Origin of the sequence: Rhodococcoides fascians A25f (assembly GCF_000760935.2) — a bacterium.
GTDB lineage: Bacteria > Actinomycetota > Actinomycetes > Mycobacteriales > Mycobacteriaceae > Rhodococcoides.
Genome location: NZ_CP049744.1, coordinates 386827 through 409311 on the forward strand (window position 1 = coordinate 386827; position 22485 = coordinate 409311).

Consider the following 22485-nt stretch of genomic DNA (forward strand, 5'->3'; position numbering starts at 1 on the left):
ACCCGACGACCGAAGGATTTTCGATCGATGACGCGTAACTCTCTGGCCAGAACTCTGTCTCTCGGCGTACTCGCCGTGGCAGCGAGCTCGATGCTGGTGGCCTGCGGAAGTGACGACTCGACGGCCACCGGGGCCCCGACGAGCACCACCACAGCAGCCGCGACGACAACCGAGGCGAGTACGACGACGACGTCGGCGGCGGAGAGCACCACTGCCGCCCCGACCACGAGCCCGGGCGAGGCGGCCACTGCGCCGCCGGAGCAGCCGCAACCCGTTCCGGACGACTTCCCTGGCCCGACCGAGAGTCAGATCGACGACCGCGGTCAGAGCTTCCTCGACGAGCTGAAGAAGCAGGGCATCACGCCGGCAGGCAACGGCGACATCGCGGTCTCGACGGCCAACTACATCTGCGCCGCACAGGCCCAGGGTGTGGCGGCGGACGAGATCTCGACCTACGTCACCGCGAACGTCGGCGTCGAAGCCAGTGCGGCCGGAACGCAGATGAGCGAGACACAGGCCCAGCAGGCTGCCCAGACCTACATCGCCGCCGCGCAGGCGACGTACTGCAGGCCATAGATCCACGCTGATGGAGATGCACGCCGATGGCCAAGCGTAAGCGCAGAATCCTTCCGGTGATCGCCGTTGCGGTGATCATCGGATTGATCATCGTCGCCCTCTGGTACCTACTCGCCGGACGGTTGCCGAAGGGCCCGGATACTCCCGTGCCGCCGCCAGGGCCGGAAGAGCCGACGTCGCAGCCGGCGGATTGCCCCGATGTGCAGGTCATCGCCATTCCCGGCACCTGGGAGTCCTCGTCCACCGACGATCCGTACAACCCGACCGCCAACCCGGTGTCGCTGATGCTCAACGTCACGCGTCCGTTGCAGGAGCAGTTCCCCGGATCGCGCGCCGACGTCTACACCGTGCCGTACGTGGCTCAGTTCTCGAACCCCATCGCTCTGCCGCCGGACGGTCAGCAGTCCTACAACAACAGCCGCACCGAGGGTAAAGCTGTTGCCGTACAGAAGATGACCGATGTGAGCGCACGGTGCCCGCTCACCAACTTCGTGCTCGCAGGCTTCTCCCAGGGCGCGGTCATCTCCGGCGACATCGCGTCCGACATCGGCGCGGGTAACGGCCCCATCTCTGCCGATCGGGTACTCGGGGTGACCCTCATCGCCGACGGTCGACGCGACGGAGTCTCGGGAACCGACGTCCCCGGCCCGCTCGACGGCGTCGGTGCCGAGGTGGCACTCGGGGGACTCGACCTGCCCGGCATCACCATGACGGGGCGTCGGGACGGTGGGTTCGGTGCGCTCGACGACCGGACCAACCAGATCTGCGCACCCGGGGACTTGATCTGTGCCTCGCCGTCGGATGGATTGTCGCTCCGCAACATTCCGCAGAGCATCCAGATTCTGATCGGTGCTGCAGGCAATCCCGTGCACGCGTCCTACAACAGTTTTGTCGTCGACGGCTCCGGCACGACAGCGACGCAGTGGACGGCGGCATGGGCTGCCGGGTTGATCGAGAATGCCCCGACGCCCGCGCATTCGTGAGCGACGACGCTCTATAACGGAAACGTCACAACGCGAAGTGCGGCGATCTATTGCCGGGCACAAACCTGGGCCGGGATGCCCCCAGCCGGTGTGATCGACTCGGGCCAGCGGCTAGAGTGGCGCCTTGGACCTGCGCAGATCGGCCCCGGCCGGGCTGCTCTCGCCACCCGAAACAAGAACGCTGCACACTCCGAGGAGAGCAATAGATGAGTTCCGCCGAGGCCGCGACCGCCGGGCCGCGTAAATTCCGATTCGCTGCAGGCGGAGAGGGAAACGCCGAGGAGGGCGGGGCTCGGAAATTCATCAAGCTGGCGCAACAGGCCGAGGAACTGGGCTACGACAGCTTCATGATTCCCGATCATCTGGGTAATCAGGTCGGTCCCATCGCAGCGCTCGGCGCACTTGCCGTCGCCACCGACAAGATCCGGCTCGGCACGGCAGTGTTGGCGAACGGTTTTCGGCATCCCGCGGTGCTGGCCAAGGATGCGGCGACCATCGATGTGCTCTCGGGTGGCCGACTCGAACTCGGCCTCGGTGCGGGGTGGATGCGCGAGGAGTACGACAAGGCGGGCATCACCTACGACCGTCCGGGAGTGCGAATCGAGAAGCTCGAGGAGACCCTCGAAATTCTCGACGTGCTGTTGCGCGGTCAGGAATGCAATTTCGAGGGCAAGCACTACACGATTTCCGGACTGAAGGGCAGCCCTCGGCCGCGGCAGGGTCCGCGTCCGCCGATCTGCATCGGTGGCGGCGGTCCGAAGATGCTCGCGTTGGCGGCCAAGCATGCAGACATCATCTCCGTGGTGCCGAGCACCTCGAAGGAAGGCAAGCTGCTGCTGTCTGGCATGACCATCGAGAAGACCCTCGAGCGCGTCGAGCTGATTCGTGCGGCCGCAGGCGACCGGTTCGACGACATCGAACTGAACTGGGCCATCACCACCATCGTCGTCACCGACGATCGGGAGCAGATGGCCGAGATGGCGCTTGCGGCTCTGGACAACGGCTACCCGCCGAACGTGGACGTCGACGTCAAGCTGACCGTCGAGGACATCCTGTCGTCTCCGTACCTCGCATTCGGGACGTACGAGGAGATTGCCGATCAAATCCGTAACGTTCGCGCGCGAACGACGATGTCCTATGTCGGGGTTTTCCCTACTCAAATGGAAGCATTCGCACCGGTTGTCGACTTGCTGAAAGGCGAGTGACGAAGTCGCGTGTCGGTACCATGTAGCTGGCCTCGAAGCCAGGTGCCAAACCGACACCGGTAGAGCTACTAGTCAGTAACATACAAAGCTGTTCGGTGTCTGCGCTCGTGCAGTCCGGCGTGCGGGTCCACTTCACGCAGGCTGTACGGCAGCGGATTCGTGTCGGAGGAGATTGAAGTAATGAGCCACAATTTCGATGATTTCATCGATGAGAACGGCCACATCACCATCGGTGAAGGGCAAACGCTCGTCCGTCACGTCGAGGTGAACGTTCAAGAGAATTCCGACACGCTGGCGTACCGCTTCGTCGACTACTCCCGTGAGCGTGACGGCGAGGCGCACGAGCTGACCTGGGCAGAGTTCGGAACCCGACTCAAGGCGGTCGCGGCCCGTCTGCAGCAGGTCACCCAGCCCGGTGACCGCGTCGCGATTCTGGCTCCGCAGGGCCTCGAGTACGTTGTCGCCTTCTTCGGCGCGATCTACGCGGGAACCATCGCAGTGCCGCTGTTCGACCCGGACGAGCCCGGCCACACCGACCGCCTGCACGCCGTCCTCGGTGACTGCAAGCCCAGCGCCATCCTCACCGCAGGTAACTCGGCCGCGGGTGTGCGCGCGTTCTTCCGTGCGCTGCCCGCCGCAGAGCGTCCCCGCATCATCGCAGTCGACGCCGTCCCGGACAGCGTGGGCGAGACGTGGGTCGAGCCGACGGCAACGCTCGACGACATCGCCTACCTGCAGTACACGTCCGGCTCGACGCGAACCCCGGCCGGCGTGGAGATCACTCACCGTGCGGTCGGCGTCAACGCGCTGCAGATGGTCGACAGCATGGAGATCAACCACGATTCGCGTGGCGTCACCTGGTTGCCGATGTTCCACGACATGGGTCTGCTCACCGTCATCCTCCCGGCGCTCGGTGGCAAATACATCACCATCATGAGCCCGCGTGCGTTCGTGCAACGCCCGTGGCGCTGGATCAAGGAACTCGCTGCGGTCTCCGACGGCGCAGGCACGTTCGCCGCGGCACCGAACTTCGCGTTCGAGCACGCTGCCCAGCGCGGACTGCCGAAGAACGGCGAGAGCCTGGATCTGTCGAACGTCATCGGTCTGATCAACGGCAGCGAGCCCGTCACGACGTCGTCGATGAAGAAGTTCAACGACGCGTTCGGCCCCTACGGTCTGCCGAAGTCCGCCATCAAGCCGTCCTACGGCATGGCCGAGGCCACGCTGTTCGTCTCGACCAGCAAGCACGCCGACGAGGCCAAGGTCGTCTACGTCGACCGCGTCGAGCTCAATGCGGGCAACTTCGTGGTCGTCGCCCCCGATGCACCCGGTGCCATCCCGCAGGTGTCCACCGGGACGGTCGCCCGTAGCCAGTGGGCCGCCATCGTCGATTCCGAGACCGCCACCGAGGTTGCCGACGAGCACGTCGGCGAGATCTGGTTGCACGGCGAGAACATCGGTCAGGGGTACTGGGGTCGCGAGACCGAGACCACCGAGACCTTCCACAACAAGCTCGTCCACCGCAACGCCGAAGGCTCGCACGCAGACGGTGCTCCCGAGGGTGGCAACTGGATGCGTACCGGCGACTTCGGTGTCTATCACGACGGCGAGCTCTACATCACCGGTCGTGTCAAGGACCTCGTCATCGTCGACGGCCGCAATCACTACCCGCAGGACCTCGAGTTCTCGGCCCAGGAAGCCAGCAAAGCTCTGCGGCCGGGCTTCGTCGCGGCGTTCGCCGTCCCGCTCAATCAGCTCCCCGACATCGTGTTCGAGTTCAGTGGCGCAGCCCTGACGAAGGACTCGGACGACAGCTCAGAACAGCTCGTCATCGTCGCCGAACGCGCTCCGGGCTCCGGCAAGGCCGACCCGCAGCCGATTGCCGACGAGGTGCGCACCGCGGTGTCCGCGCGCCACGGCGTCACGGTGCGCGACGTCCTCCTCGTGCCTGCCGGTTCCATTCCGCGTACCTCCAGCGGCAAGATCGCCCGGCGGGCCTGCAAGGCCGCCTACATCGAGGGCACGCTCCGCGGCGGATATCAGCAGACGGCGTTCCCGGACGCCGAACTGCCCGACTGATCTCTGGGCCTCCCGTTCCTTCGATACATAGCTTGGTGAGTAATGGCTGAACAAGAGACAGACAAGATTCAGAGTGCGGACGGGACGGACCTCACGGTCGCCCAACTGCGGGATTGGCTACGCAACTGGGTTGCGGACGCGACCGGGCAACCGGCGTCGGCCATCTCCGACGACCGTCCGATGGAGGAATTCGGTCTGTCCTCTCGCGATGCCGTCGCACTGAGCGGGGAGATCGAAGAGCTGGTGGGGGTCACGTTGACTGCCACCGTCGTCTACCAGCACCCCACCATCGCCTCGCTGGCCAAGATCATCATCGAGGGCGAACCCGAGGAGCCGGTCGGCACCGTCGACGACGCCTTCTACACCAGCGGCGGACAGTCGGGCGACGCGCACGACGTCGCGATCGTCGGCCTGTCCTCTCGCTTCCCCGGCACCGGGCACACTCCGGAAGAGATGTGGTCGCTCCTCATCGAGGGCCGCGACGGCATCACCGATCTGCCCGACGGCCGCTGGCAGGAATTCACGTCCGATCCCGTCATCGCTGCCGCGGTGGCCGCGACGGTGACCAAGGGCGGTTACCTCGACGACGTCAAGACCTTCGACGCCGAGTTCTTCGCGATGTCGCCCAACGAGGTCGTCAACGTCGATCCGCAGCAGCGGCTCGCGCTGGAACTGACGTGGGAAGCGCTCGAGCACGCGCACATTCCGGCCAGCTCGATCAAGGGCAGCCAGGTGGGCGTCTTCATCGGCAGCTCGTCCAACGACTACCAGCTCATCGCCGTCAGCGACCCGGCCGTGCACCCCTATGCGCTCACCGGCACGTCCACGGCCATCGTGGCCAACCGGGTGTCGTACTTCTACGACTTCCGCGGGCCGTCGATCGCCGTCGACACCGCCTGCTCGTCCTCCCTGGTTGCCGTGCACCAGGCGGTGCGCAGCTTGCGTACCGGCGAATCCGATCTCGCCGTGGCGGGTGGCGTCAACATGCTGCTCGCGCCGCCGATCACCGTGGGCTTCGGCCAGACGGGTGTGCTGGCACCCGACGGCAAGATCAAGGCGTTCTCGTCCGACGCGAACGGCATGATCCGCTCCGAAGGTGGCGGACTCGTCGTCCTCAAGCGACTCGAAGACGCCGAGCGCGACGGTGATCAGGTACTCGCCGTCATCGCTGGATCTGCGATCAACCAGGACGGCCGCTCGAACGGTCTGCTGGCACCGAACCCGGACGCGCAGGCCGACGCACTGCGCTTCGCGTACCGCGACGCCGGCATCAACCCGTCGGGCGTGGATTACATCGAAGCGCACGGCACCGGAACCATCCTGGGCGATCCCATCGAGGCCGATGCTCTCGGTCGTGTGGTGGGCCGAGGCCGCGACGCCGACAAGCCGGCCCTGCTGGGATCGGCGAAGACCAACTTCGGGCACCTCGAATCTGCCGCGGGCGCAGCAGGATTGATCAAGGTCGTCCTCGCGATGCAGGCGAACAAGCTGCCCGCGTCGCTGAACTACGTGGGCCCCAACCCGTACATCGACTTCGACAAGGCACACCTGAAGGTCATCCCGGAGGCCACCGACTGGCCGCGCTACACCGGCAAGGCCGTCGCAGGCGTCTCCGGCTTCGGCTTCGGTGGCACCAACGCGCACGTCGTCGTGCGCGAATACGTCCCGGGTGAGACCGACGGCGCGTTCGACGCCTCGGCCGTCGACCCGGAGGCCGCTCTCGTCGAGGGCCTCACCGATGTGGCAGGTGAGGAACTGCCGATCGTTGCCGATCCGGAGCCTGTCGTGTCGGAGCCCATCGTGTCGGAGCCCATCGTGTCCGCGGTCGAGACGACCGATCCGGTAGCCGAGGCCGAGACCATCCTGGCCGAGACCACTGTGTCCGATACTGAACCCGGCTCGGAGACAGTGATTCTCGCTGTGTCTGCGGCTTTGCCGTCGCGCCGTAAGCGGGCCGCATCGGAGCTGGCCGACTGGCTCGAGACCGAAGAGGGCAGCACGACGCCTCTCGTCGACGTGGGCCGCACGTTGGCTCGCCGTAACCACGGGCGTTCGCGCGCAGTGGTTCTCGCATCCACCACGGCCGAGGCCATCGCCGGATTGCGCGCCATCGCAGCCGGCAAGCCGGGCCCCGGCGTGTTCTCCGCGGATTCGCCCGCGTCCAACGGCGCGGTGTGGGTGTTCTCCGGCTTCGGCTCGCAACACCGCAAGATGGCATCGCGGCTGTACCGAACCAACGCCGTGTTCGCCGCCGAGGTGGACAAGGTGGACGAGCTGCTCGTCGACGAAGCCGGCTATTCCATCCGCGAGATCATCCTCGACGACTCGCAGACCTACGAGTTCGAGAACTCCCAGGTCGCCATCTTCGTCATCCAGATCGCCTTGGCCGCAACACTTCGCGCGCACGGTGCCGAGCCGTCCGCCGTCATCGGACACTCGATGGGCGAGGTCGCGGCAGCACACGTCGCCGGGGGTCTCAACCTCGAAGACGCCGTCCGCATCATCTACGCCCGCTCACGGCTGCTGGCCGAGGGTCAAGACGGACTCGGTGCCGCCTCGCAGGGTGCCATGGCGCTGGTCGAGTACACCCCCGACGAGGTCAAGACCCTCACCGATCAGTTCCCGCACGTGGAGCCCTGCGTCTACGCCGCGCCGACGCACACCACGGTCGGTGGACCGCGCGCCGAGGTCGAGGCTCTCGTCGAGATGGCCGAGGCCGCAGGCAAAATGGCTCGCCTGCTCGACGTCAAGGGCGCCGGCCACACCGCAGCGGTCGACGTGCTGCTCGGCGAGCTGGCTGCCGAACTGGCCGGAATCGAACCGGGAAAGCTCACCGCCGGGGTCTACTCGTCGGTCGATCGTGAGGCGCACTATCGCGTCGGACATGCGGCGATCCATGGCGTCGACTACTGGACCAAAGGCATGCGTCATCCGGTCTGGTTCACCCAGGCCGTCAATGTCGCTGTGGGAGATGGGCATACGACGTTCATCGAGCTCGCGCCCAACCCGGTGGCGCTGATGTCCGTGGCCGCGACCGCATGGGCTGCAGGCGTCGCGGACTCGACGCTGATCCCGACTCTCAAGCGCAAAGAAGACGAGGCCGAGACGTTCCTGGCCGCGCTGGCGCAGCTGTACGTCCACGGGCACGCGCTGGAGTTGGCAACACTGTTCGAGTCCGGCCCGTACGCCGCCATCCCGCGAACTGCCTACCTGCGCAAGGAGTTCTGGCTCAACTCGCAGGTCAGCTCCAGCGGTAACACGCGGGTGCCCGGCGCACGCGTCGCGCTGCCCGACGGCCGCCACGTCTGGGAAGTTCAGGCCTCGGCCGTCACCGGTTTCGACGCACTTGTCACGGCCGCTGCGTCGCAGGTGTTCTCCGATGTGGCCCTTGGTGTTTCGATCTCCCATGCTGCAGTGCCGAAGGTGGGTACGGTCGTCACCACACTGACCTCCCATCTCGGTGGCGCGTCGGTCCAGGTGCACGCACACGAGGGCTCGGCGTTCACCCTGCTGCACGAGGCCGTCGTCACCTCCGGTGATGTGCGTCCGGAACCCGTTGTGGTCGTAGAGGAGCGATCCTCGTCCCCCATGGAGGAGCTGCCGGAGGTCGTCGAGACGTTCGGTGACCGTTGGGATCCGAACGGCAATCAGAAGCTCGAAGACCGATTGGCCATCATCGTCGCGGAGTCCATGGGCTACGCGCCCGAGGATCTGCCGCCCGAGGTTCCGCTGATCGAACTCGGTCTCGATTCGCTCAGTGCCGTCCGCATCAAGAACCGCGTGGAATACGAATTCGACATCCCCACAGTGCAATTGCAGGCCGTGCGCGACGCGAACCTGCGTGAGGTGGAGAAGTACCTGCGTTACGCGATCGAGAACCGCGACGAGGTGCAGGCACTGGCCGACCAGCAGGCAGCAGAGAAGGCGGCCGAGCAGGCTGCCGTTGCACCGGCTTCGGTCGAGACCGCCCCCGTCGAGACTGCCCCCGTCGAGGACAATGCTCCCGCCGCCGACGCCCCTGCCGCCGACGCTCCCGTCGAGAAGGCTGCCCCGGCTGTTGCTGCCGCGGCACAGACCGACCTCGGCGGCAAGGAAGCATTCGCCGAAGCCGCCGGTTCCGACGTGCCGCCGCGTGACAATGCCGAGCGGATGACGTTCGCAACGTGGGCAGTGGTGACGAAGGAATCGGCCAAGGGCATCTTCAACACCCTGCCGATCCTCGACGACGAGACGGCCGAGAAGTTGGCTGCTCGTCTGACCGAGCGGGCAGGCGGCGAGATCACTTTCGACGACGTCCTCGACTCGGAAACCATCGAGCAGCTCGCAGACAAGGTCCGCCCGCACCTCGAAGACGGTGAGATCGACGGTGTCGTGCGCAATCTGCGCACTCGCCCCGAAGGTTCCACCGCCACACCGGTGTTCGCGTTCCACTCGGCAGGCAGCTCCACCGTCGCCTACGAGCCGTTGCTGCGGAAGCTGCCGGCAGGTACGCCGATGTACGGGCTCGAGCGGGTCGAGGGGCCCATCGCCACGCGTGCTGCGGAGTACGTGCCGCTGATCAAGGCGATCCAGCCCGAGGGACCGTACGTGTTCGTCGGTTGGTCGCTCGGCGGCATCCTCGCCTACGAGGTGGCGCGTCAGATGGAGGAAGAGGGTATCGAGGTCGCCTACGTGGGGCTGCTCGACACCGTCATGCCCGGTACCAAGATTCCTGACACCAAGGACGAGGTGCGCAAGCGCTGGGAGCGGTACGCGGAGTTCGCCAAGAAGACGTACAACGTCGACTACCCGATCCCGTACGACAAGTTGGTCGACTCCGACGACGAGGGCCAGATTCGGATCATCACCGATCTGGTGAAGCTCAGTGGCGCAAAGATTCCCGGCGGAATCATCGAGCACCAGCGCACCTCGTGGCTCGACAATCGCGCGATCCAGACGGCCGAGCTCAAGGAGTACGGCGGGCACGTGACGCTGTATCTGGCCGACAAGTACCACGACGACGCGATCGCGCTCGAGCCCGCGTATGCCACCCGGGAAGAGCACGGTGGTTGGGGACCGGTGGTGAAGGACCTCGAGATCGTGTACGTCGGAGGCGATCACCTCGCGGTCGTCGACGAGCCGTACATTGGAAAAATTGCGGCCCACCTGTCGAAGACGCTCGAGAACATCGAGTCTGCAAGAACCGGAGCGTAGATTTTGAGTGCCACCACTGCCGAGAAGCTGGCCGAACTACGGGCGAGGCTCGAACTGGCCAAGGAACCGGCCGGCGAGATCGGGGTCGCGAAGCGCGCGAAGAAGGGCATCCCCAGTGCTCGCGATCGCGTCAACTCGTTGCTCGATCCCGGTAGCTTCGTCGAGATCGGCGCACTGGTGAAGGCACCCAACGATCCGGGTGCCCTGTACAGCGACGGCGTCGTCACCGGTCACGGAACCGTCGACGGCCGCCCTATCGCGGTGTTCTCGCACGATCAGACGGTGTTCGGCGGCACCGTCGGCGAGATGTTCGGCCGCAAGGTCGCCGGCATCATGGACTTCGCGATCAAGATGGGTTGCCCGGTCGTCGGCATCAACGACTCCGGCGGCGCTCGCGTGCAGGATGCTGTCACCTCGCTCGCGTGGTACGCCGAACTGGGTCGACGCCACGAAGCGCTGTCCGGCCTGTGCCCGCAGATCTCGTTGATCCTCGGTAAGTGTGCCGGTGGTGCGGTGTACGCGCCGATCAACACCGACATCGTCGTCGCCACCGAAGAGGCGTACATGTTCGTCACCGGTCCGGACATCATCAAGTCCGTCACCGGCGAGGACGTCAGCCTCGACGACCTCGGTAGTGCCCGCGTCCAGGCCATCAACGGCAACGTCCATCACGTGGCAGCCGACGAGAAGGCTGCGTTCGAGTGGATCCGCAACTACCTGAGCTACATGCCGTCGAGCTGCCAGGAAGAGTCGCCGGTGATCAATCCGGGGCTCGAGCCGGAGATCACCGATTCCGATCGCAAGCTCGACTCGTTCATGCCCGACGCCGACAATGCCGGTTACGACATGCACGACATCATTCTGCGCATCTTCGACGACGGCGAATTCCACGAACTGTCCGGCCAGACTGCACCGAACGTCATCACCGGATTCGCTCGCGTCGACGGTCGGCCGGTGGGAATCGTCGGCAATCAGCCGATGCACCTGTCCGGGGCTCTCGACGCCAAGGCAGCGGACAAAGCCGCCCGGTTCATCCGCCTCAGCGATGCCTACAACATTCCGATCATCTTCCTCGTGGACACACCCGGCTTCCTGCCCGGCGTGGACCAGGAAACCCTCGGCGTCATCCATCGCGGTGGCCGCTTCATCTTCTCGTTCGTCGAGGCGACGGTACCGAAACTGACTGTGGTGATTCGTAAGTCGTACGGCGGCGGATACGCGGTGATGGGCTCGAAGCAGCTCGGATCCGACATCAACCTCGCCTGGCCGACCGCCCGCATCGCCGTCATGGGTGCCGAGGGTGCCATCAACATCATGAGTCGTAAGCAACTCGCCGAGGCGGGCGAAAACGCACCGGCGCTGCGCAAGCAGCTGATCAACTTCTACAACGAGCATGTCGCAACTCCGTGGATCGCGGCCGAGCGTGGCTACATCGACGCCGTCATCGAGCCGTCGCAGACGCGCCTCGAAATCCGCAAGGCCCTGCACATCCTGAAAGACAAGGAAGTGCACAAGAGTCCGCGTAAGCACTCGTTGCTCCCGATCTAGTTCTGGGTCGCTTCGCTCCCTTTGGGATCAATGTGGGTTTCAGTCAGTCAGACTGCAACAGAGCCACATTCATTCAGCTGTCTCTCTGAGCCAGAAGTGAATGAATGTGGCTTTGTTGCAGTTGGAGTGCCTGCAAGGGGCATTCATCCCATGGATGGAAGCTCCTGACGAAGGAAGAGGTTCGGACGGGGTCGGGCGAGGGCCTGTCGATATCCGGCGCGGAGGTCCGCAAGTACTCGATCTGGATGGTCGCGGATGTCCTGCGGTAGATGTGACACCACGATTGCACCGTGGCGCTGCATGAGCGCCCGACGAGTCATCGTCTTCGCGTGGTCGATCGGTGACAGGTGATGGGCCAGTGAGTCGATCTCCCACCCGAAACAGACCTCATCGAGGAAGCCGTCGGGACTGCCGAGGAACGTGCCGTCGGCGGCGAACAGGCGGGCGTTGTGAATCATCGGCGGGAGCCCGCTCGATCGGTAGAGGCGTTGAGCGTCGGCCTCGGCGACCGAGTGGGCGTTACCGAGCAAGTCCCCTATGGCCAGCCGGGTCGACGCGCTGTAACGTCTCGGCCCCTCCGCCAACTCGATTGCCAGCTCTTCCAGTGATACCGCACCCCGTCTGATGATCTCGGCAATCAAAGCCGTGCACTGAGATCGACCGCGGAGCGCGCGGGTCGCGTCGACGACACTCCGGGCTACTGGAGCGCAGCGCGGACCGTGCTCGAACGCCGCTTCGGGCATGCGCCAGGTGCGTTCGGATCGCACGAATTTGACGGACGCCCGTTGCATCTCGTTCGGCACCAGGATGTGAACTTCGTTCGAGGGTGGATTCGGCCCCAAACCATGGACGCTCAATGCCGCGTTCCCAGTGAGAATGCTGTGTGGCCCGCCATACGCCAATGCCGCAGCCATCCGCTGTTGGTGAGAGGGGTAGCCGTTGTACAGCAGCACCACCCCCGGCAGCAAATGCTGCCAGGGTCCGCCGGCAGCGCATCTGCCTGCCACCGTCCCGTCCGCAACACCTGCTGCGCGCAGCAGCGCCCTTGTCACGACGCCGTGATCGGCGACATCCTCGATTGTCGATAAGTCTGTGGCCCAAGTTCCCCGTTTCATGCCTCGACTGTCGAACGCGACACTGACACTCCGACGCCGTAAACCATCGTTCGCGGTTTCCCTGTGGATGACTGCCGGAGTTGTGCACAAGTGCGTCGAATCGTGGCTTACGCACCGGAAATAGTCAGGGGTGAGTGGTAGGCCCCTGCTCGGCCGACAACGCACCCACCCCTTCTGGATGAATGCGGGATTCAGTCAGTCAGAGTGCAACAAAGGGACATTGATCCCAAAGGGGGGGGTGCAAGGGTCCATTGACGCGGAGAGTGGGGGCGGAGCGATCAGTCCTCGAATACCCGCAGTTGTCCGTCTTTGTACCAACCCGATCGGGTGACGTCGGCGGTCTCGAGTTCGGCGGGCACCGCGCTCGGGTAGTACTGCTCGTAGCGCTCCAACGATCCCCAGTCCCTGGCCCAGTCGTTTTTCAGGTAGGTGGGGACGGTGACGGGCTTGGCGAGCAGTTCGGACCAGCCCAGTGGTCCGCCGTTCTCGCCCGATTGCCAGGTGTCGGTGGAGCTGACGGCGAGTGGGCGGTCGGGGAGGATGCGGTAACCGGGCACTTCGGCGACGCCGTATCGGTGGTCGAAGGGGCGTTGGCACGGGAATTGCAGTCCGACGGCCCAGTCGAGCAGCACGGGCTGTTCACTGCCGATCATGGTGTTCAGGTTTTCCATCACCGGAACTCGCGGCGGGGTGAATGCGAGCCACTGGTCGCCGGTGAGGTTGGGGTCGTTGGCGACGATTCGGACGGCGTCGGCGTCAGGTGCGATGTCCGCCAACGGGATTCGGAGGTTGCGCCACGAGGGTGCGGGTCCGATGTCGCGGGGGAGATAGGTGCCCTCGGCCTGGACGGTTCCGTCGGGCTGACGCTTGCCGTATTCGAGCAGCAGTGACTGTCCGTAGGTGAGAGCTCCGGTGTCGTCGTACGACCAGATGCGTCCGGCTGCCGAGAAGACGACCAGGGGTGCGTCGTCGCTCCGAGCGGGCAGTTGGTACCAGCTCGACGTGGCCGACGCGGGTTCCTGGATGCCCTCCTGGTACGAGCCGAGAACCGGGGTGGTGGCGGGGTCGAGACCGAAGGGCAGAGCTGCGTTCGAGCCGTTGACGCCCACGGCTCCGGTACCGCCTGCGGTGCCGGAACTCTGGCCTTCCTCGAAAGCGGGTCCGACGGCCTGTTGGTCGGTATTGCCCTGTCCTGGTTTGACTTCCACAGCATCGGCGCTGAGGTCACTGGGAATACCGTTGGCGGTGAAGTTGCGCAGGGTGGAGCTCGATCCGCCGAGCGGGCCTGCGGTGGCATCGAACTCGCCCGGCAATGGATTGAGTATGCCGGCGTTGGGGTTGGACTCGACGAGCACATCGTTGGCGAGGCCGCACGAATTGCCCAGGACCGATTGCACATTCGAGCGTGCGAGCGAGTAGGCGGGGTACTGCGAGACGGCACCCTTGACGAGCGAGAGCACCTCGAACAGCACCATGATTCCGGCGATGACGGTCAGTGGCGCGGCGGCGAACTTTCGGATGCGTTTGCCGCGCGGAGACGTCGGCTTCGGTTGTGGCGGAGCGTATCCCTCACGCAGGTACTGGAAGGCGGCGACGGCGAGGACCAGTCCGAAGAGGATGAGGAACAGGGTGCCCGATTCGTTGCCGCCCAGCGATACCGTCTTGTCGAACCACGGCACGCCGTAGCTCGAGACGTACCAGTAGCCGTTGATGCCCGAGAACGACAGTGCGAGAACGAACATGAGCCCGGCTGCGAACAACGATCGGTTGCGCCGCGAACGCAGGGCGCTGGCGGAGACGGCCACCGCTGTCAGGGCGGCGAGCCCACCGGCGATGCCGGCGTAGGAACCGAAGTGGTGAGTCCACTTGGTGGGGTTGAACATCATGAAGAAGATGGTGCCGAGCACGACGCCGAGCAGACGCCAGGCCGGGCCGTTCGCGATGCCGGGGATGCGGCGACGACGCAGCAGCACGAACAGCGTCGTGAACAGGCACAGGATCATCGTCAGGAACGCGAAGCGGCGTGCGACGGAGCCGTCCACGGTCTGGACGAAGAGATAGTAGTACCGCAGGAAGTCTTGGTACCAGGCCTCGTTGGGGCCGATGATGGTCCGAACTCGGGTGGACTCGATGACCGTTGCGTACGTCTGGTCGGCGAAGACCACGACGAGGACGAGCACACCGGCGGCGGCCAACGGTGCCAGCAGGGCGAGGGTGCCGACCTGACGGTGGCGTCGGACGACGATCCGCGCGATGGGCCGTGCGCCGGCGAGAAGTGCTGCCACACACATCAATCCGGTGGGTGCTGCGGCGAGGGTGAAGGCTCCGATCAGACAGGCCGCGGCGGCGGGGAGCAGCCTGCCGGTGGCGATGGAACGCTCCACCGAGCACCAGGTGAGCAGTGCGCCGAGGGCGACGATCGGTTCGGGGCGCAGTCCGTTGTTGTACGGGAGCCAGAAGGCGAGGAACACCAGTCCGCCGGTCCACAGCGCGACGTTGGACTTGCGCACTGCGCGTCCGAGGCGTGGAACCACCTCGCGGCTGATGACCATCCAGCACAGGACTCCGGCGATGAGGGCGGGCAATCGCATCCACGGGCTTGCGGTCGAGATCTTGGCGCAGACGGCGAGGACGTCGTAGTACCAGCCGAACGGTGCTTCGGGCACGCCGAACCAGCGGAAGTAGTTGGCCATGTAGCCGGAGTGGTCGGCGGCGCGGGCCATCGTGAGCAGGTAGCCGTCGTCGGAGGTGTTGGCTCCGACGAAATGCCACCCCACCAGAACGCCGAGGACGGTGACGTCGACACCGGTGAACTTCCACCAGTGGGACGGGAAGAAGCGGCGGTGTGCGCGGCGATCGGTGCCGTCGAGTCGTCCGAGCGCACCGATGGCCAGCGCGGTGCAGGCGATCGCCAGGATCATGATCAGCAACTTGAGCAACGTCGGCGACGACGAGAAGCGGGAGTCGACGTCGACGGTGACGGACATGTCCGCGGGTGCCGCACCGCTGAGATCGCTGAAGATGCCGACGACCTGGGGGCGCAGATCACCGTCGAGCCGGCCTTGCAGGGGCTGGCCGTCGTCGTTCGTCAGGCCGGTGAACGCGGCCGAGGTGTACTGGTCGTTCGAGGTGATTTCGATGGCCGCGCAGCGCGTGCTCTGGACGTCGGCGCGAGGTGCCGTCGCGACCACGACGTTGCGATCGAGGACGTCGACGTTCGACTCGCCGACGCGCACGAACAAACTGTTCAGCGCAGCGCCTTCACCCTGCGGGGGTGCCGTCGCCAACAGCAGCCCGCCCGACGCGGGGAGTGCGGCGACAGCAGAGCACGGCAGGGTCGCAGTGAGGCTCACCGGTGCCTGGGACACCAGCGGGGCGTCCACGTCCTGCAGGAGCCCGTTCTGCGGCCACGCAATGGTGGCGGTGGTCTCCGTGACAGGGGCGAACGGAGTGATCAGTGCGAACAGCACACCGAGCACGCCGGCCACCATGGCGATCAGCCGTGGAATTCGTACCTGAGCACGAAGTTCGTCCGAGGCTCGCAGTGGAGCGGGGACGGGGGGACCAGCTGATGAATCTGTCACGACGTCGGGCACGAGAGTCGATGTTATGCGAGCGTGACGAAGAGGTCACACAGGCACCGTCCCCGTAACCCGCCGAAAAACGGGACCTCAGTCTGTTTTCATCGGTCCGTCGCTGGACAGTCCCGACCGAGACTGCTGCTCGACGGCGATCTCGGCCTGCTGTGCGGCCGGGTCGAGTGGCATGTATCTCTCGATCGAGCCCCAGTCTCGGGCGTAGTCGTCGGCGAGATACGACGGCAGCGTCTGCGCCCCGAGGAGCAGCTCGGTCCAGCCGAGTGGGCCGCCGCCGATCGAGTCCTGCCAGGCGTTGGTGGATTCGGCCCCGGTGCGGTCGGGCAGAATTCGGTACTTCGGCACCTCGGCGACGCCGTCCCGATGATCGAACGGTCGTTGGCACGGGAAGGCCAGTCCGACGGCCCAGTCCAGCAACACCGGGTCGGTCGATCCGACGAGCGAGTTCAGCGTCTGTGTCTTCGGGACGCGCGGCGGGGTGACGGCAAGCCATTGATCGCCGGCCAGGTCGTTGTCCTCGGCGACGATGCGAACGATGTCTGCCTCGGCCGGTAGATCGCTCATCGGGACCCGCAGGTTGCGCCACGACGGCGACGGGCCGATATCGAGAGGCGTGACTCGGCCCAGTGCCTGGACGGCGCTACCGTCGCGGCGCCCGTATTCCAGTTCGACGCGTTGGCCCGGGGTGACGATGCCGTCCTTGTCCACCGATCGGATTCGCCCTGCGGCGGCGATGGCGATCAGGTCGCCGCGGTCGGTGTCGGAGAGCTGGTACCAACCGGAGGTCAGCGATGCAGGCTCGGTGGCACCGAAGCTACCCAGCACCGGAGTGGTCGCGGGATTCAAGCCGAAGGGCAGGGCGACCGAGCTACCGTTGAGTCCGACGTTCTCGTTGGTACCGCCGGAGGTGCCCGCGGAGTTCGACGACGTTGCCGCCGCGCTCTGCTCGGAGTCCTCGGGTCGGATGGAGTTGGCGCTGCCCTGCGCGGTGTCCTCGGAGTCTGCGGTCAGATCCTGGGCGACGCCGTCGGGCGTGAATCCGGTACTACCGCCCGCTCCGAGTGCGTCCGCTGCTGGGTCGATCGGTTGCAGCACCGATCCGTTGACGTCGGTTTCCACCTGCACGTCACCGGCGAGTCCGCACGAGTTTCCGGCGAGAGCCGAGAAGTTGGAGCGTGCGATCGAGTACGCGGGGTATTGCGCCACAGCACCTTTGGCGAAGGAGAGCACTTCGAAGGCGACGACGCCGCCGGCGACGATGGTCAGTGCGGACGGCGCGAATCGTCGTCGTGTGGTGGGTTCTTTTCTGCGATACGGCAATCGCACGTGCTGGTAGGCGGCGTAGAGCAGCGTCAGAACCGTCAGGCCGAGCAGGATCGTCGAAAAGCCCTTGCCGGCAATGGACGGCGGCTTGTCGAACCACGGAATTCCGTAGCTCGAGACGTACCACCAGCCGTTGGAACTGGTGAACGCCACCGCCGTCAGGAAGAGAACCGCGGCAGTGAACAGGGTTCTGTTGCGCGGAGATCGTACGGTCGCCGCGGTGACGGCCACGGCCGCCAGTGCGGCCAGCGACGCCGCGAGACCGGCGTACACACCGAAGTGGTGAGTCCACTTGGTGGGGGTGAACATCATCAAAGCCAATGCGCCCAGGATGATTCCGAGTATCCGACGCGACGGCCCGGTGGCGGTGCCGGGAATGCGTCCGTTCTTGCGGAGCATCACCGCGATGCACACGACGATGCACAGCAGCATCGCGAACATGCCGAACCGTCGGGCGAGCGAGCCGTCGGGTGAGATGGTCATCAATGCGTCCCAGCGCACGCGCTCTTCGAACCACGGCACGTTCGGTCCGATAGCCGAGCGCACCCGGGTCGCTTCGAGGACGGTGCTCAGAGTCTGGTCGGCGAAGATCGCGATCAGCACCGCCAGTCCCGACGCGACCAGCGGCGCGAGAACGGCGAGCAGTCCCATCTGGCGAGCCCGTTTGACCACGATCATCACCAAGGGGCGCAGCCCGGCCAGCAGAGCGGCGACGGCGATCAACCCGGTGGGTCCGGCGGCGAGAGAGAACGCGGCGATCAGGGTGCCGATGGCGGCGGGCAACAGTCGTCCGGTTGCGATGGCGCGTTCGATCGAACACCACGTCAACAATGCGCCGAGAGCGATGATCGGTTCGGGCCGCAATCCGTTGTCGTAGGGCAGCCAGAAGGCGAGGAACACCAGTCCCGCGGTCCACAGTGCGACGCGGTTGGTGAGCACCGCGCGGCCCAGACGCGGGATGACCTCGCGGCTGATGACCAGCCAGCACAGCAGCGCGGCGATGGTGGCGGGCAGGCGCATCCAGATGCTGGCCGTGCTGACCTTGGTGAGGGCGGCGAGCATGTCGTAGTACGGCATGCCGAACGGCGCTTCCGGGACGCCGAACCAACGGAAGTAGTTGGCCATGTAGCCGGCGTTCTCGGAGACGCGGGCCATGTTGAGCAGATAGCCGTCGTCGGAGGTGTTCGCGCCGATGAAGTGCCAGAGCACCAGCACACCCACCACAACGGCGTCGACTCCGGTAACGGATTTCCAGCGCGAGGGAAGGAATCGTCTGTGGCGTCGCCCGTCGATGCCGTCGAGTCGATGCAGTGCGAACAGGGAGGCGATGACAGCGAGTGCGCCGACGATCATCGCCAGCAACTTGAACGTCGTCGGAGTCGAGGAATAGCGCGAGTCGATGTCCACGCGCACGTTGAGGCCGTCGACCGGTGCCGTGAGATCGGTGAACACGCCGACGACCTGGGGCCGGATGTCTCCGTCCACAGTATTCGCCTGGCCGTCGAGGTCGACGGTCGTGCGAGTGGCGTTCGACGACACGGTCAGCGCGCAGTTACCGCTCAGCTCGTCGACGGGTGCCTCGGCAAGAACGCGATTGCGCAGCAGCACCTGCAGACGGCCGTCGTCGACCCGAACGATCAGTGCCTTCTGCTCGGTCTTCGCAGCGGCGATGGGTGCGGTGGAGACCAGCGTGCCGCCGTCGGTGAGAGCAGTGGCCGCGCTGCACGGAACGGTTGCCTCTAGGTCGACGGGCGAGTAGCTCACCAACGGGGCGTTCACGCTGCCGAACGAGCTCTGTGGCCACGACAGCGTCGCGACGTCCTGCTGAACCGGCAGCAGGGGCGTTGCGATGGCCAGGAGTGCACCGATGATTCCGGTGACGATCGCTATCAGCCGGGCGGTCTTGACGTTCGGAGCGGTCTCGGGCACGCCGACGATGCTATTGGACGAGCGTCCGCACATCCCACACCCACACGCCACCGGTGTATTGCGGCTGGACACCGAGCAGTTCGGTGACGGTGGTGCGCAGTGCAACGGTCCGCTTGCTCGGCGGCAGTACGACCACGTCCGCCTCCCAGAACGTCAGATCCTCGACGGCCTGCGCGCGTTGATCGTCGGTTATCTCCGGGACAGTGCCTTGGTCGTACACCGAGCCCAGCAACAGTGCCGTCGGCCGGTCGACGGCTCCGTACTTGGCAACCTTCTCTTCTTGATCACTCGGTCCGACGAAGTATCCGGCTGCCAGCTTGAAGCCCATGTCGGCGTCCATCTGCCAGCGCAGCGGGCGGGCGTCCTCGGGCCGTGGCAGGGGCACGGTGACGACGGAACCGTCGTCGACGTAGTTCTCCCACTCGCCATCGGCGAAGAACTCCGGCGTCGGAGACTTGTCGACGGCAACCAGCGGCGTCGGGATCAGCGGAACGAGGGCGAGGGCGAGTCCGGCGATCCAGAAGGCAGGCAATGGGCGCAGTCCGTTACGGAACGTGCGGTCGGTGGCCAGCACGAGCAGCAGGGCCAGCGCCGGCACCGCGCCCAACGCGAAGCGGGTCTCGAGGACGGATTCGACGAGTGGGTACTCGGCGAGCTTCGTCCACGGAAGGGTGATGCCGGTGTCGTTCTTGCCGATCATCAGCGTCGCACCGAGCGAGAGCACGCTCATGACGATTGCCGTTGCCGCGGCGGCACGGGCACACGCGACGCGCCACATCCACACGGCAGCCACCAGGCACAGCACCAGCAGCGGCCACCCGAAGTACGCGTTCTCCTCGGTGGCGTTGATGCGGACGTTCTGCCCGGGAGTCGCGACGCCGCCGATCGATTGCGTCGGGAACTGGAACAGGGCCTTGGCGTCGTTGCCCATCGGTCCGTGTTCGAGGAAGGAGTACGACTGCGGTCCGAAGAACTGCCACCACAGCGGCAACGCGACGATGGCCAGCGCGATACTCGCAGAGACAGCGAGCCGCGGGACGGCATTGCGCACAGCCGGCCACAGCGAACGTGGCCGGGTCACGTAGTAGGCGACGGCGAAGATGGCGAAAGACATCGCGAAAATCAGCAGCGGCTCTTCGCCGAGAAGGATCTGCAGCGCGACGATCAGGCCGAGCCCGACGGTGTTCTTGGTGGTTCCGCCGCCGTGCGCGATGCGCGTGACCAGCATCGCGATGACCGGAAGCAGGAACAGCACCACGAAGTTGGGGTGCCCGTTGGCGTGGGAGATTGCTCCGGGCGCGAAGCCGCACAGCGCACCGCCGATCGCGGCTGCGCCCTTGGAGGCGTTCAGCTGACGCGAGAACAGCCAGTACCAGGCGAAGGAGGTTCCGGCGAGGCCGGCGGTGAGGGCGATCGCCCAGGTGACGGTCGGTCCGAAGAGCAATGTGATCGGGGCCAGGGGGATCGAGATGCCGAACATCGCGGTGTTCGCCATCAGATTCACCCCGAGCGGGTAATTCTGCAGGTCACTCGACAGCGGGTTGTCCAGATGCGCGACGGCATGGGCGGCGACGGAGAAGAACCACTCCCACATCGTCTGGTCCTGGCCGCTGTTGTAGAGGTAGCCGCCCGAAAGATTGCGCCACTGGCCCTGAAGGACGTACACCGCGGCCACAAGGAATCCCACCGCCGCAACAGCGTCACCGCGTCCGACGCCGGAGTGTCGAGCCGGTGCCGTGGTCGGCTGCCGCTCGAGAACTCTCTGGTCGTGGGTGGTCATCGCGTCGAGGTTACAGAAAGATCACGGTGAGCGAAAACCTGAACGACCTGTGTCACACATGCACGGGAACCGGTCTGAGTACGTTGGTGGTGTTCAGACGTACCAGGTCGGACAGGCGGGGGACGGGCTCTCATGGAATCGCTGCACTTCATTGCAAAGAACAATCTTCGGTGGACCGACCGGCCCGATCCGACCATCGATGGCTCCGCGGAGGCGATCGTGCATCCCCTCGCCGCGACCACGTGCGATCTCGACCGAGCGATCATCGGCGGCGCGGTCGACTTCGGCACCGACTACCCGATCGGCCACGAGTGCGTCGCCGAGGTGATCTCCGTGGGCTCGGTTGTCCGCAACATCGCGCCGGGTGACGTGTGCGTAGTGCCCTGGCACATCAACTGCGGTACTTGCGGCAACTGCCGGTTGGGACAGAGCGCGTCCTGCACCGCCTATCCCGGACTGTCCGGGTACGGGGCACCGATCGCAGGCACGTTCGGCGGCTTGTTCTCCGAGCTCGTGCGGGTGCCGTTCGCCGACGCGATGCTCACGAAGCTACCTCCCGGGGTCGATCCGGTTCGGGCGGCGAGCTGTGGAGACAACCTCACCGACGCCTACGTGGCCGTGTGGCGCGGACTGTCCACCCGGCCCGGTACGTCGGTTCTCGTCGTCAACAGCCTGTCCAGCCTCGGGTCGTTCGCTGTACAGCACGCTGTTGCCCTCGGTGCCGGCAGCGTGACGCTTGTCGACGCCGACGAGCAGCGGCGCGAGCACGCTCGATCTCTCGGGGCGCAGGTGTATCCCACCATCGACGCGGCCCGTCATCACAACAGGTTTCCGGTGGTCATCGGTGCCTCGCCCCACCCGAAAATTCTCGCCGAGGCCATCCGATGTGTGGCCCCGGGCGGACATCTGTCGAACGTGGCCATGATTTTCGGTAGCGCCTCACTGCCGATGTGGGACATGTATCAGCGCGACATGACGCTGTCGACGGGGTTCGTCAGCGTCACGCCGCACATCGATGCGGTACTCGGGCTGTTGGCGGGCGATCTCATCCACCCGGGGCAGATCTCCACCACCCATGCCTGGGCGGACGCACCCGAGGCGCTGCTCGAACCCCACGCGAAGCCCGTGCTGGTGGCACCGCCCACTACTGCTGTGTAG

11 protein-coding genes are annotated in these 22485 nt (G+C 65.6%); 7 read left to right on the plus strand and 4 right to left on the minus strand.

Annotation, left to right across the window (positions count from 1 at the left end; all coding sequences use genetic code 11):
- Positions 1-27 precede the first annotated feature (27 nt).
- From BH93_RS01930 to BH93_RS01955, 6 genes are all read left to right on the plus strand, one after another.
- Entirely contained in the window at positions 28-576 is a 549-nt protein-coding gene (locus tag BH93_RS01930) for a DUF732 domain-containing protein (protein ID WP_037174805.1), read from the plus strand.
- A gap of 26 nt (positions 577-602) precedes the next feature.
- Complete coding sequence (locus BH93_RS01935; RefSeq protein ID WP_032381082.1) at positions 603-1559, plus strand: cutinase family protein; 957 nt, start codon at positions 603-605, stop codon at positions 1557-1559.
- A gap of 206 nt (positions 1560-1765) precedes the next feature.
- Positions 1766-2764 carry an LLM class F420-dependent oxidoreductase gene (locus BH93_RS01940; RefSeq protein WP_032381083.1) on the plus strand — a complete coding sequence of 333 codons (999 nt, stop codon included), beginning with the start codon at positions 1766-1768 and terminating at the stop codon, positions 2762-2764.
- A 180-nt stretch (positions 2765-2944) separates the two neighbouring features.
- Complete coding sequence (gene fadD32 / locus BH93_RS01945; protein WP_032381084.1) at positions 2945-4843, plus strand: long-chain-fatty-acid--AMP ligase FadD32; 1899 nt, start codon at positions 2945-2947, stop codon at positions 4841-4843.
- Positions 4844-4885: 42 nt separating this feature from the next.
- Positions 4886-10036, plus strand: a complete 5151-nt coding sequence (gene pks13, locus BH93_RS01950; RefSeq protein ID WP_037174804.1) for a polyketide synthase Pks13 — start codon at positions 4886-4888, stop codon at positions 10034-10036.
- A 3-nt stretch (positions 10037-10039) separates the two neighbouring features.
- On the plus strand, positions 10040-11584 hold the full coding sequence (locus BH93_RS01955) for an acyl-CoA carboxylase subunit beta (RefSeq protein WP_032381086.1): 1545 nt from the start codon (positions 10040-10042) through the stop codon (positions 11582-11584).
- A gap of 143 nt (positions 11585-11727) precedes the next feature.
- Here the strand turns inward: BH93_RS01955 and BH93_RS01960 are convergent, their stop codons facing one another.
- The 4 genes from BH93_RS01960 to BH93_RS01975 all read right to left on the minus strand — a co-directional run bounded on the left by BH93_RS01960 (position 11728) and on the right by BH93_RS01975 (position 21327).
- Entirely contained in the window at positions 11728-12699 is a 972-nt protein-coding gene (locus tag BH93_RS01960; RefSeq protein ID WP_037174803.1) for a hypothetical protein, read from the minus strand.
- A gap of 278 nt (positions 12700-12977) precedes the next feature.
- Complete coding sequence (locus BH93_RS01965; RefSeq protein WP_037174802.1) at positions 12978-16295, minus strand: arabinosyltransferase domain-containing protein; 3318 nt, start codon at positions 16293-16295, stop codon at positions 12978-12980.
- A gap of 75 nt (positions 16296-16370) precedes the next feature.
- A complete protein-coding gene (locus BH93_RS01970; RefSeq protein WP_052065251.1) occupies positions 16371-19580 on the minus strand; it encodes an arabinosyltransferase domain-containing protein in 3210 nt (1069 codons plus the stop codon).
- Entirely contained in the window at positions 19558-21327 is a 1770-nt protein-coding gene (locus BH93_RS01975) for a glycosyl transferase (protein ID WP_037174801.1), read from the minus strand. Before BH93_RS01975 ends, BH93_RS01970 begins: the two co-directional genes overlap by 23 nt.
- A 132-nt stretch (positions 21328-21459) precedes the next feature.
- Here BH93_RS01975 and BH93_RS01980 point away from each other — a divergent pair, with 132 nt between their 5' ends.
- Positions 21460-22485 (plus strand): zinc-dependent alcohol dehydrogenase, encoded by a 1026-nt coding sequence (locus BH93_RS01980; RefSeq protein ID WP_037174800.1) that lies wholly within the window; start codon positions 21460-21462, stop codon positions 22483-22485.

Excerpts from the sequence above, each read along its gene's own strand:
- BH93_RS01975 (WP_037174801.1), bottom strand. The coding sequence starts at position 21,327 with ATGACCACCCACGACCAGAGAGTTCTCGAGCGGCAGCCGACCACGGCA.
- BH93_RS01970 (WP_052065251.1), bottom strand. The coding sequence starts at position 19,580 with ATGTGCGGACGCTCGTCCAATAGCATCGTCGGCGTGCCCGAGACCGCT.
- fadD32 (WP_032381084.1), top strand. The coding sequence starts at position 2,945 with ATGAGCCACAATTTCGATGATTTCATCGATGAGAACGGCCACATCACC.
- BH93_RS01940 (WP_032381083.1), top strand. The coding sequence starts at position 1,766 with ATGAGTTCCGCCGAGGCCGCGACCGCCGGGCCGCGTAAATTCCGATTC.
- BH93_RS01930 (WP_037174805.1), top strand. The coding sequence starts at position 28 with ATGACGCGTAACTCTCTGGCCAGAACTCTGTCTCTCGGCGTACTCGCC.
- BH93_RS01935 (WP_032381082.1), top strand. The coding sequence starts at position 603 with ATGGCCAAGCGTAAGCGCAGAATCCTTCCGGTGATCGCCGTTGCGGTG.
- pks13 (WP_037174804.1), top strand. The coding sequence starts at position 4,886 with ATGGCTGAACAAGAGACAGACAAGATTCAGAGTGCGGACGGGACGGAC.
- BH93_RS01980 (WP_037174800.1), top strand. The coding sequence starts at position 21,460 with ATGGAATCGCTGCACTTCATTGCAAAGAACAATCTTCGGTGGACCGAC.
- BH93_RS01960 (WP_037174803.1), bottom strand. The coding sequence starts at position 12,699 with ATGAAACGGGGAACTTGGGCCACAGACTTATCGACAATCGAGGATGTC.